This window comes from Dysgonomonas sp. GY75, from assembly GCF_015234155.1.
Taxonomy (GTDB): Bacteria; Bacteroidota; Bacteroidia; order Bacteroidales; family Dysgonomonadaceae; genus Dysgonomonas; species Dysgonomonas gadei.
In genome coordinates this window covers 96,072-109,356 of record NZ_JADCLQ010000049.1, presented here as the reverse complement: position 1 = coordinate 109,356, position 13,285 = coordinate 96,072, and the positions used below count along the sequence as shown (strand labels likewise).

The 13,285-nt window shown below is 39.1% G+C and carries 7 protein-coding genes; 2 read left to right on the top strand and 5 right to left on the bottom strand.

The window, feature by feature from the left end; all coding sequences use genetic code 11:
- A partial coding sequence (locus tag IR083_RS18680; RefSeq protein WP_194225440.1) for a glycoside hydrolase family 92 protein occupies positions 1 to 846 on the top strand: 846 nt, incomplete at its 5' end.
- A gap of 211 nt (positions 847 to 1,057) precedes the next feature.
- On the opposite strand, the gene IR083_RS18675 is transcribed toward IR083_RS18680, so the two are convergent.
- The 4 genes from IR083_RS18675 to IR083_RS18660 all read right to left on the bottom strand — a co-directional run bounded on the left by IR083_RS18675 (position 1,058) and on the right by IR083_RS18660 (position 8,428).
- A complete protein-coding gene (locus IR083_RS18675) occupies positions 1,058 to 2,764 on the bottom strand; it encodes a right-handed parallel beta-helix repeat-containing protein (protein ID WP_194225439.1) in 1,707 nt (568 codons plus the stop codon).
- Between the two features lie 133 nt (positions 2,765 to 2,897).
- The gene (locus IR083_RS18670; protein ID WP_194225438.1) at positions 2,898 to 3,377 is read right to left on the bottom strand and encodes a DUF5018-related domain-containing protein; all 480 of its coding nucleotides are present in this window, start codon (positions 3,375 to 3,377) and stop codon (positions 2,898 to 2,900) included.
- Between the two features lie 31 nt (positions 3,378 to 3,408).
- Positions 3,409 to 5,163 (bottom strand): RagB/SusD family nutrient uptake outer membrane protein, encoded by a 1,755-nt coding sequence (locus tag IR083_RS18665; protein WP_194225437.1) that lies wholly within the window; start codon positions 5,161 to 5,163, stop codon positions 3,409 to 3,411.
- A gap of 214 nt (positions 5,164 to 5,377) precedes the next feature.
- Complete coding sequence (locus tag IR083_RS18660) at positions 5,378 to 8,428, bottom strand: SusC/RagA family TonB-linked outer membrane protein (RefSeq protein WP_242052482.1); 3,051 nt, start codon at positions 8,426 to 8,428, stop codon at positions 5,378 to 5,380.
- A 612-nt stretch (positions 8,429 to 9,040) separates the two neighbouring features.
- Here IR083_RS18660 and IR083_RS18655 point away from each other — a divergent pair.
- Positions 9,041 to 10,774 carry a right-handed parallel beta-helix repeat-containing protein gene (locus tag IR083_RS18655; RefSeq protein ID WP_194225435.1) on the top strand — a complete coding sequence of 578 codons (1,734 nt, stop codon included), beginning with the start codon at positions 9,041 to 9,043 and terminating at the stop codon, positions 10,772 to 10,774.
- 18 nt (positions 10,775 to 10,792) lie between these two features.
- On the opposite strand, the gene IR083_RS18650 is transcribed toward IR083_RS18655, so the two are convergent.
- Positions 10,793 to 12,424 carry a DUF6377 domain-containing protein gene (locus IR083_RS18650; protein WP_194225434.1) on the bottom strand — a complete coding sequence of 544 codons (1,632 nt, stop codon included), beginning with the start codon at positions 12,422 to 12,424 and terminating at the stop codon, positions 10,793 to 10,795.
- Positions 12,425 to 13,285: the final 861 nt, after the last annotated feature.

The window sequence follows — 13,285 nt, the reverse complement described above, 5'->3', positions numbered from 1 at the left end:
AAAGAAATAGACATCTATGCCAAACGCGCGATGAACTACAAGAACCTGTTTGACCCCGAACATAAGCTGATGCGCGGTAAGAACCAGGACGGCACGTTCCAGTCCCCGTTCAACCCGTTGAAATGGGGGGATGCCTTTACCGAAGGCAACAGCTGGCACTATACCTGGTCGGTATTCCACGACCCCCAGGGCCTGATAGACCTGATGGGGGGCAAGGCAGGTTTCAACCGGATGATGGACTCCGTGTTCAGTGTTCCGCCGTTATTCGACGACAGCTATTACGGGGGAGTCATACACGAGATACGCGAAATGCAGATAATGAACATGGGCAACTATGCACACGGCAACCAGCCGATACAGCACATGATCTATATGTACAACTATTCGGCCGAACCATGGAAAGCCCAGTACTGGGTACGTGAGGTGATGGACAAACTCTATACCCCTAATCCTGACGGTTATTGCGGGGATGAGGACAACGGGCAGACTTCGGCCTGGTATGTATTCTCGGCGGTAGGCTTCTATCCTGTATGTCCGGGCTCTGATGAGTATATCTTAGGCTCACCGTTGTTCAAGAAAGTGACACTCAACCTGGAGAACGGCAATAAAGTGGTTATCGATGCAGCAAACAACAATAAGGCCAACAGGTATATACAGTCAATGACCGTAGACGGACAGGTGCACACCAAAAACTACCTGACCCATGACCAGCTGCTGAAAGGTACTACCATTAACTACCGGATGGCTCCGGCTCCGAATCAGAGCAGAGGGGTCAACGATAATGACCTGCCTTATTCTTTCTCTAAGGAACTAAAAAGTGTAAATAACAAGAATAAGAAAAAATAAAAACATATGGACAATAATTTATGATTATAAAGGGGCTGATTCTGAACTCAGAATCAGCCCCTGCCTTTATCGAGAACTTTACATATATAAGATCAATGTGTCCTAATCAATTTATCAATAAATAATTCTTTATTATCCGTTAATAGTTGATAACTATATTAGTTCCGTAAACTTCTCTTTGCACAAACACATCTTATATTAATCTCTGCGATTATTGCTCCACAGCTAAAGCTCCATTATTCTTAATATCTACATTTACCGAATTCTTTACTTGTATAGCTTTGTTGGAACCAGATATTTCATTATCTCTTATTTCTACTCCGTCAGTATCAGAAATATAGATAGCTGTTTCTCCCACTGCCTGTATTACATTATTTCGTATGATAATATTTTTATTCAACCTGTCTGTTGTTTTTCTTATACCGTTGACCTCAGCACTGATAGTACTACCACTTTGTCTGCCGTGACCATAACCGCAATCTATAAACCAGTTATTTTCTATCACAACATTCTCCACCGGAGCACCTTCTCTCCAACCTGCCTCGGCACCCAGCTGGATAGCAGACCCACTACTGCTTTGCACAACGTTACCGGCAATGCGTACATTTCTTGTTTTGATCAGGAATGCCCTTGCCATATGGCTTCTCACTGTGTTGTTCAGAATATCTACGGAAGGGCGGCGGGTAAGATTGCTCATGTAATATTCATTCACATCATATTTTATTGGTTTATCCAGGGTGACAACAACTTTCCAGTCTTCTACCGAAGTAGAAACCTTCTGAGCTATATAGTATTCTACCGGAGTCAATTTATCTTTTGATACTAATGCCAATGTGTCTCCCACATCCGGATAATCAAGCGATAAGGCATGCAAGTCGGCATTTTCTACTGTTATGCATACATCATTGCCCGACTCTTTGTATATACTCCAATAATAGTTATGAATATTAGTACAGTCATCTCCCTGTCCTCCGAATTTACAGGCATCGAAAAGTATTTTTCCTTTACAACTTGTAAAATGAGTGGCATCAGTATTGGAAGATGTGACAGTTCCCGGAGCGGGAATAACTTGCAGATTCCTCATTACAATATTTTCGGAACGATGCCCGACAATACCCATTCCGGGCTGTGAATGTATGGTTACATTTTCCAATGTAATGCCTGATGATTCTTTAATCAATATACCAGCCCTGTTGTGTGCACAATGTCTTAAAATGCACATATCTCCCACTCCCGGCCGGGTTTGTGTATAAATGCGTACCGTTTGTCCGTCGGGTAATAATTCTTTTTTCTCCACCCGGTTTCCTGTATATATACGCTGTTTCTTTACATCATAGTAGTGAACACGACCTGTTATTTTATCTGTCAGATAAGGATAGAGGGCGGTATCTATCTTCATATCAAAATAAGTAGTAGTGGATTCTATCACCTCTCCCGTGGTGAAAGGGGGCCGCTTATGAGTCAGTTTCAATCCTTTTATTTCAACGTTTTTAGCATTAGTGATAGATACAGCTTCGTACCAACCTTCCTGAACCAGAGTAGCACCTTCGGCCTCGATAGTTATATCCCTGAAATTATCCAGATCCAATGCAATGACATATTCTCCTTTAGGTTTAAAGAAATATCCCTGCACATCTTCTCCATACTGCCCGTTGATGCCCTTGTACTCGAATTCCATTGCTTTAGCATCACTGTAATTATAGTTCCCGGGAGGTATGACGAGGATAGAACCGGGCTTTTCGCGACACTTATTTAATGCCAGCATGAAAGCCTCCGAATCATCTTCTCCGTCATCAGGTATGGCTCCGAAATCTTTCAGGTTGAAAACAGTCTTCGATTCTTTACTCTCACAGCTAAAAGAAAATGCTAAAAGAATACAACAAGCAGTTATAAACAGTAAATATATTTTATTCATCATTTATCATTATTGAGGCCATAGCCTGTTTGTTAACTCAGTATGCAAAAATATGTATGTTCTCATTCATTTCAAAACGAGAACAATGGACAGGACCCCATTATCAGCCTCCTGTCCATTTCAATCCCATAAATCCCTACTTATTAAAAGCCGTGATAACAAGCACCCAGTCTTGCTTATTTATACCATCGGCAGCCACTACATTATATGACATATTCGATTGGCTGAAGTCGCCTAGTTTCCCCAGCGTAGGGGCCGACCCATTAGGTCGTACACTTGCCCCCGGCGATATAGTCATGTAGGCAATCAGGCTCTGTAACGAAACTTTGTCTCGCTGTTCGGCTGTGAATGTACCCGAAGCAGCAGGTACGGTTATTTCACACTCTATTTTACCATCTGTAAAAGTAGTCTTTGCCGTTAATGTTTTCACTTGCAGTTTCTCACCGGCCCAAGGGTCGTTCGGATTTTCCTGTACCATCCATCTGTATTCAAAATTGATAGCCGTTACCTTTGTTTCCGAATATGTCTCCACGTCATGCAAACCTGACTCGAGACATGAAGGGAAACTCACTATAATCATTATAATAGAAATACAAATTATAAAAATCTTCTTCATAATATTATCTTTTACTTATTATACAAAAACACTATTCCCAACCCGGATTCTGATCATTTGTCAGAGCCTTGTTAGTCAATATTTCGCTTTTAGGAATAGGGAAGAAATATCTTCTCGATGTGAAATTTCTGTTGTTCGCCGAATGAACAACAGGTACATCTATGAACCTGTAGCTCTTTCCATCTTCCGATATCTCGATAGCCGTCGGCGGGGTACTCAATTCAGGGATAACATCCAGTCCTTCCTCCTTACCCCACCGAAGCAGAGACCAATACCTGTCGTTTTCCAGCACCAGTTCAACACGTCTTTCGTTCTTATAATACTTCCATGCATCACTTAATGACATGTCGGTAGGCAATGCTGGCAACTGGCCATGTGTTATACGTGTCTTATTGATATATTCGATAGCCTTCGGCGCATCTTTAAGCCTAAGCATCACTTCCGCATAGTTCAGGTAGGAACGTCCCAGACGTAGCGGCGTTAAGTGGTAATTCATCTTTACACTTGAGCCAATGATCATATCTTTGTCCAGATACGATCCTTTACGATAAAGGTAGCCCGATTTTGTCATATGCTGATCTTTCTCCATATTGTTTTTATAGTACATATTTCCTCCGAGGCGCATAGTAAGGAGTGAATTCATATACCAGCAACTATCATATGTAATAGTGGAATAGAAGCGTGCATCTCTGTTCTTATAGAGTACATCATGGACATAATCGACACCCGGCCTGAAATTATTATAATAAGACGTCTCGTCCCAGTTTTTTGCTTTTCCGTCTTTATCTATTACCTGATAGGCATCTACAATTTCCTGCGAAGGACTTTTCTCGAACCAGCCTTCCATAAAATCGTTCATTGGCCATATGGCAGCCACTGCCGGAGGTAACTTATTGGATGCTCCCTGATTAGGTGCAAACTTCATCTTCCATGTACCACTCGTATATGTATTGTCGGACAACCAGTACGACCCCAATATAATTTCTTTAGAATTCAATCCGGTAGTAAAATCATTGAATAGCTTATCATAATCGCCCTCGAGACTGTATTTACCCAATGCAAACAAATCTTCGCTGGCCTTTTTTGAAATAGCGTAATATTCACTTTTTGCAGTTGTATCATCCAGATATGCCGCTCCTTGTAATGCAGTCTCTGCCAGCAGGGCATAAGCCGCCCCTTGGGTTATAGCTCCGGCTTCTCCCGAATTGGGGAGATCGGTTGCTGCATCTTTCAGGTCTTGTAAAATAAAATCATACGTTTCTTTTATCGTCTTCGACCGTCCCAGCATAAGTTCATCTTCGGGAGTAAGAACCCTATCAAGGATAATCAGCCTCCCGAATTTTCTTGCCATATTGTAATATACTATGGCTCTCAGGAATCTTGCCTGAGCAATGAGATAAGGTTTGTCGGTGTCCTTGATAGATGCAGATGAGGTCACTTTATCTATAATGAGATTGCAACGCCGGATTTCCGGAAACATATTCCATCCGTAAGTAGAAATTCCATGATCACTGGTCAGTACCTCCCTCACAACATTCTGGGCACTGCCCATCTGAGAGTTAATAACCATATCGTCGCACCAATCGTCGGAATGATTATTACCCTTATCCAGCAAATGATCTTTCACATACATTGTACCGTTTACAAACAGTTGCGCACTGGCAGCCGAATTCCACACTTTATTTTCAGCATGATCCGACAAAGGATAATTACTCAAATGATCATGACAGGAAAACATCAATGTCAATAATAGTAAAATCCCTGATATAATAATTATTTTTTTCATAGCTTAAGTAACTGTTTTAATTTTATAGAACATATCTCTTGTAACTGTCTTTTATTCTTCTTTGGCACTTATTTTTATTCTTTCTTCTATATTTTTCAGTTCTTATTCTTGGTTTAGCCCGCTAAACCTGCGAACAATAACTAAAAAATCTATTTGAAATAATTAAAAATAAGTTTGTCAATAAAATTTAAACAGTTACTAATTCTGTTTTTTTTCAAATTCCTATATTTAACACAATCGAATATGTCTTCTGAACAGGATATCCTTCACCATAATTATACGACTCGGGGTCGAAATAGTCCATAGCATCAGAAATTGTAAATATATTGGTACCCATCAATGACAACTTAAATTTGGATATTTTTGTGTTATCTTTAAATAATAATTTTTTGAAATCATATCCGAATTGCAAGCTCTTGAGACGGAAGTATTGTGCATTAATAAGCCAAAAATCGGAATTTACCGTATTGTTTCCGCTATTGGTAGACTGCAATGCCGATGATCTTGGAAATCGTGCCGAAGGATTGTCGGGAGTCCATGAATCCATTTGGTAAGCATAGTTTGAATTCACTATATTTCCACCTTTAAGCAACAGCGTTAATTCAGTATAACGTTTTCCTGTACCCTGAAACAGTCCGTACAGAAAGAAACCTTTATAATCGAGATTGAAATCCATACCAAAATCAAATGAAGGGAAGAATGGTTTTCCGAGTTTTATCTGGTCGTTTGAATCAATCTTACCGTCACCGTTGACATCCCTGTATGCCAGATCCCCCTTTTTCAATTCGGTGGCACTAAGCATACGTGGAGAATTCAAGATAGACTCATAATCCTGATACAATCCTTCATTCATATAATACGATGAACCATATATATTCTTACGATGTGTAATTCGTTTCCTCGGATCCATCAGATCAGTCAAAGCTTCATCTTCCTTCACTTCCCATAATTCGTTATAAGAAGTGAACTGGAAACCCACCTCATAGTTGAAGTCCCTGTATTTGTTCTTATATCTGAGCGATGCCTCATAGCCCGCGCGACGATGTACACTATTAGATTTTACCTGAGGTAGAGCTTTACCTAAAGTTGTACTGTACCTGTTTTGAGGAGAAATAAGATAACCTTTGGTCTTGTAATAATAATAGTCAAAAGAGGCTGAAAGTGTATTATTCAGGAAGGCTAGATCGATACCTATATCAAATACATCTTTAGTATACCAGCTAAGTACTTCAGGAGATACAAGATCGCCTTCGCTGAATCCCGGAACAAATTTACCTCCGATAACACTGGCTTGCGCATTGTAGCTGTATACAGGTATATAGCCAAAACGTTTGACTCCATCTTCCAGACCCACCTGTCCGTACGATACTCTGGCCTTTGCAAAATTTATAATATTTTTTTCGGCAAGCGGTTTCATGAAACTTTCTTCCGAAATAGCCCATGCAGCAGCACCAGAAGGGAAGAATCCCCAGCGTTTATTTTTTGCGAAGTTATCGGAGCCATCATAACGGAAGTTTCCTTCCAGAAAATACCTGTTTTTGAAAGAATACCTCAACCGCCCTACATATCCTATACGAGTTCTTTCTGCTGCTCCGCCTGCATTATCTTTGGTAGAAGCATCACCCGAGCTCAACTGATCAAAATCGTTTGAAATAAATCCGGTACGACTAGCGTCAAACCATTCATTATATTCGTCATAGTAGCTGTATACACCCTGAGCTTCCAAAAAATGTAATCCAATCTCTTTTGTATAATTGAGTCCGAATTCCAGCGTATTACCTCTTGTCCATGAACGATTCATCTCCAGCTCTTTAGGCTTATCATCTCCGACTAATGTTCCGTCGGAATATTGAGGGGCTCTTGACTTGAAATATTTTCTGTCATAAGAAGTGTAATTATAATTTCCCGTCAATTTAGCCTTCAGCCCTTTTACCCATGGCACATTCCAGTCGAGATATGCCTGAACATTTGCCGTGTTGTTGTATTGGTTTGTATAGCCTGAAGCCTTATCCAGATATACAATAGGATGGACATCCATAGCCGTATATGTACCATCATCGTTATATATTCTGTCTATTGCCTTATTATACCCCATCAGGTTGCGCCATATATCCTCCTGCCCGTATGGGTTAGGGGTACGTTTTGCATAAGTCCCGTCCAAATTAACCCCGACTTCAAGGCCATATTTATCAAATGTCGAAGAAACATTACTCCTTATATTATACCGTTGATAATGGTTATTGTGACTCTCCTTATAGATCGATTTCTGATCCATTATACCTAAAGAGGTAAAATGCCTTACGGTATTCGACTTCCCGGAAATGGTTACAGTATGCCTGTGCTGAGGTGCAAGGCTTCTGGTTGCTTCTTTGTACCAATCGTTATTACCATATATCTTGCTTGTACCATTTCCGATCGCATCTACTTCCGATTGCGAATAAAGGGCATATTCACCCTGTCCGTCATATCGGGCTGCTGCGTTAGCTGCCAGTACATAATCAAGAGCCCCTACTCGATCTGCGACAGTTGTAGGTTTGCTAAAATCGACCCCTCCGGTATATTCAATATTCAGCCCCGAAGCTCCCCTTTTAGTAGTGATCAATACAATACCGTTACCGGCCTGAGCACCATATACGGCTGTGGCACTGGCATCTTTAAGGATACTCATTGATTCGATATCTGAAGAGGTCAATGAGTTGAAATCATCACTACCCCTTATTATACCATCTATTACATAAAGAGGAGTGCCACCTCCGCGAATGGAAATAGTAGGAGCAGTTCCACCCGGTTCACCTCCCGACTGCTGTACGATTACACCGGCTATACGGCCTTGCAGGGAAGCAGCCGTACTGGTATAAGGGAGTTCATCTATTTTGTCGGTTTTTAAAGTACCCAATGCACTCACCGTACGGCGGGCCGAAGTAGTACCATAGCCAATAGCGATAACATCGTCCAACATGGTTACATTTTCCAACAGGACAATTCTAAAGTCAGTCTGATCACCTACTTTTATTTCCTGTGTGTGAAAACTGATGTACGTTATTACCAAAATATCACTACCGGAGGCCTCAACGGTAAATTTTCCGTCCATATCTGAGATAGCCCCTTTCGAAGTACTTTTGACTGTTACAGATGCGCCTATTATAGGCTCACCGGATGTATCGGTTATGGTACCTGTCACCTTTTTTATATCCTGCGATATATTAAGGCTTTCTGCTGTATTGGCGGCGACTTGGGAGAATCCACCAAATAGGAATGCGGACATGATTAAAAGCACATACAAACTATCCCGATAAACACATCCTCTTAAAAAACGTGGTTTAGAACGTAGGGATAAACGTCCTGGTTTTGTAGTTAATTCCATGCTTGCAAAATCAATTTGTTAGTATTAAAAAAATAAGGTTCTTATAATCCAGGTTAATGGCTGTGTTTTTAAAAATTGTTTTTCATAGTTTTGGCTTCAAAAACAGCAGCCTGATACTTATCATTCATGACTGCAAGTTAGGACAATATAGGAAAGAAAAATATTGTAGTTTTCTCTAAAGTAGACACTCCAAGCATGCCTACACACATAATCAGCTGCTTTATAATGATTTACCAAAACAACAGTCGAAATTTAGGTATACTTAACATATATCATTTTATAAATAAACTTAAACATAATAATATAGTAAGTTTATTAGATTAAAAATAAAGCCTACTTAATATACACATTAAAAAACTGATTATCACATACATAAAATAAGGTGACATCTACTTTATATTATGGTATAAATAATGGTATCGGTTTATTCTGCTTATTTTGTGAATATTTTCATTTCTCATTAATTAAAAGAAGCTTTGGAGAAATAAGTTTCCATTATAAAAATATGCTGCTATGAAAATACATATATCATTACCCATTTTGTGTTTAATATGTCTCTTGGGATGCAAACAACAATCCGCAATTGATACTATCAATCTGGCTGATTATATCCCGGCCGACTCTGTATCGTCAACAACCTATGATGCTACTTTTGATATAACCCGCGCATTAAGCGATTGCAAGGAGATGAAAGCCTCGAAACTGGTTATTCCGAAAGCCATTTACCGTATAACGCCAAATTATGCGTCAGAGAAATATGTTTTCGTCAGCAATAACGATGCCGGGCTTAAAGCATTTCTTTTTGATTTAAGTAACATCTCCAATCTGGAGATAGATGGTAATGGCTCTGAATTTATACTGGAGGGGTTCATCTGTCCTTTTTTGCTCGATAATTCTATAAACATTACAATAAAAAACCTCAGTATCGATTTCAAACGCCCTTTCCATACCGAAGGGCTAATCATAGGATCGGGCAAAGGCTATATCGACCTAAAATTCAGTGATGAATTTCCATACGAAGTAAAAAACGGTAAGCTCAGATTCATTGACAGAAACGGGAGTTTATATCCCTATGGTAATTTACTCGAATTTAATGCAGGACAGCGAGAAACAGAATTTAAAGTGTTCGACAACTGGCTTTTCACCAGTCCTTTACCTGCCGAAATTCTGCCTAATAACGATATCCGTATGTATAAAGAAGATATTATTGGAAAAACCGGCAACATTATGGTATTCGGAGCGTCTAACAGGCTGATTCCCGCATTCACTATTTCCGATTCGGAGAATATCCTGCTCTCGAATATCAACATCTATCACTGCGGCGGCATGGGAGTTATCGGTCAGAGAACAAAGGATATAGAACTGAACAAAGTGATGGTAAGCCCGAGGCCTAATGGCAAACGAATTATCAGTGCAACTGCGGATGCAACTCATTTTGTTAATTGCTCAGGATATCTGAGAATGATAGACTGTACTTTCGAGAATCAGAAAGATGATGCGACCAACATTCACGGGATATATGCCGTAGTGGATAAAATTATCTCCCCGACAGAAATTATTGTCCGGCTGAAACATCGTCAACAGTTTGGTTTCGATTTTATTAAGAAAGGTATGAATGTGGAATTTGAAGATGCAAGAAGCCTGATTTCAAAAGGTATATGCAAGATAAAAGAAGTGAAGCGGCTCAATAAAGAATGTACATTCGTAACTTTTTCAGATTCCATTCCATCTTCTGTCAGGCTAAAAGATCCTATGGCCAGTATCGAGGCATATCCGGAAGTATTGATAAAAGGATGTACTATACAGAAAAACCGCGCCCGCGGATTGCTACTGAGTTCACGGGCTAAGATAGTTATTGAAAACAATTATTTCCACACTCCGGGCTCGGCTATCCTGTTCGAAGGCGATGGCTGTTACTGGTACGAGCAATCGGGAGTAAGGGATGTCATCATCCGGAATAATATTTTCGACAACTGTAATTTTGGTAATGACTCATGGGGTATCGGTTGTATCGGGGTTAATACCCTAATCATGGAAGATAAAGACAAGAGCCGTTACCATAGAAATATAGTTGTGACCGATAATCAATTTAATATATTCTATCCCACCATAGCATACCTCTATTGTGTAGATGGCTTCACTTTTAAAAACAATAAGATACAACAATCGGATAAGTATAAACATGTCCATACCGAAACAAGAAGATTCGTGACAGAAGATTGTAGCAATATATCGATTGAGGATTAAGGAATAATTCCTTAATCCTTACATCAGGGTTCCAATTTCCATAACGTATTTCTCAAATTCATTCCTATCCACCACCGAAAACTTCTTCACCTTTGCCCGGTAGTTGTATACAGTCTGAGGCGAGAAACGCAGGAAAGAAGCAATCTTGGAACTGTCTGTTATTCCCAGGCGGATAAGGGCGAAAACCCGGAGCTCGGGATTGAGTTTCTCATTATTTTTTAGCCTTATTTGCCCTTCTTCATTAAGTAAGGCATTAAAGTCGGTAATAAAAGTAGGATAAAGATTTAGAAAAGCTGTATCGAAGTTATCAAAAAAGTCCGTAAGTTCAGACTGTAAGAGGTCTGAAGAATTGCTGATTTTATATAAGTCATCTATCTGCTTAGCCAGAATCTTACGTTTGACAGTATCTCTGTATTGCGCCATTTTATTGATATAGGACGAGCTGAGGTCTATAAACAGTCCTACATATTCTTCACGCATCTTGTTTGCTTCCGACAACTTGTTATTGGAGTCGGTCAATTCTGTATTCAGCCCGTTTAACTGATCATTGAGCTTTCGTAGTTTTAAACGGCTTTCTTTAACCAGTTTAATCTGTTTGTAAATGTAAAAGAGAGCCAGTATCAGCCCCACTACCAGAAAACTAATAGTACCTAAGGCAATTCTGAGATTCCGGTTTTCAGTCTTGCTTTTTTCCTGAAAAGCAGACACAATAACAGGTAGTTTCCTCGCTATTTGAACAGTACGAACACGATTGTTGAAAAACTGGGCATCCTCCATCGCACATTGTATATACTTGTTTGCTCTATCCAGTTCCTTAGGATGCTCCTGAAAGAGATACATGGCCAATTCCTGCATCGCCCTGTTCTCCTTGAGAGCACAGACCTGATCGGATATGGCAGATTTGATAAGATATACGTCATAATTATGCAGGTCCCCCTGACTCTTGCATATGGTTGCAATATTCGATGTAACAATAGCATACAGCCGGGAGTCTACATTCAATTTTGACAAGAGGCCAAGCAATACCGTTTTTGCCTCATCCATCTTACCTTGTTGTAGCATAATGTAGCCTTTGTAATAGAAATAATCGGTAGAGCCTTTCTCCAACTGTTGAAATACAGAATCGACATACAACAATTCTTTTTGCTCATAAACAGGGGAATAAACCTCATCATCCACATAATTTTTCATTCTGAGATACGCCCATTCGTTGGTCATATAATAATCCGTCAATAGAGATTCGTGCAGAGTACTCCTACTGATGCTTTCCAGGATTTCAATGGCTTCCTTAAATAATCCCGTAGTAGACAGAAGCATGGCCGTATGTAAGCTCACCTCATCTTTATACCTTTGAATATCAAGAATTTCTGATATATTTTTATTCAGCGTAATGTAATGTTTCGCCGAGTCATACCTGTATGTACTATATTCCTGATAAATTTTATTATTTATCAGATACTGATCTTCCAGGGAACTCTGAGGCGTTATTAGCTTGCAAAGGCTGTCTATCCTGTTTTCTTTAATCTGCATATAATATTTCCGCTCCTTTATTTTAGAGTCAAGCTCTTTCATAAGGTCATCACGTTCGCCTGCCTGAGAGGGTACAATGAAAATAAAACTGAAAAAAAATGTAAAGAGAATTTTATTCATAACGGAATTCATAATATATGTTGTACCTGTTACTTCACGATAGAGTAAAAACAGTTATAAAGTTCTACTTGAAAAGATGATCCTCTCCATATAATACCCTTATAATCAAAGATAAGTAGATAGAGTATTTTGCAAAATCCTACTCTATATCAGTATACGTTAGTATTTATCTATGCATACAATTAAATTTGTATACGATGCTCTGCTACTTGCTGGTACTTTTAGTGATTATCAAAAGTATTGTTGTTTTTGATTCCAGGTCTTGAAAACAAATTTAATAAATTTTTATTACGAATGTGCTTCAAGTTAGAATTACTATACAAATGATTGTTTGATTTTGGAAAATACTTTATCTATGTTATTAGCTGGTAGCTTTTAGGCATTAGCTGATAGCTCTTTGAAAAGATTTAAAGATTGAAAGATTTAAAGATTGAATGTTTAAAGATTTAAAAATTGACAATAAAAAAATGTGTAACTTTTGTAACTTTTTTGAATTTTATGTAAAGGTAATCCCTGGTGGTTACCCCTCGTCTCGCGCAGACTTCCAGTCTGTGTGTTGCGAAGCAAAAGGATATAAGGATATATTGCCCTTTGGGCAAGACACGGAAAAGATGTCCGCGCCAGCGAGGTGTGTCAACTTTGTAAAGTTTTGAGAAAAAGTAACATTGATGAAATAATGAAAAAAGTGTTACATGTGTTACCTTTTAACAAATAATAAGTTTTAAGTAGTAGTAAGTTGAAAATAGCGGGTGAGACAAAAAATTTCAAATTATTAATTTTTCATTCTTAATTATTAATTGCTTTCAGTGTTACATGTGTTACCTTTTAACTATATATTGCGAATAAAAGTTAATTTCATTG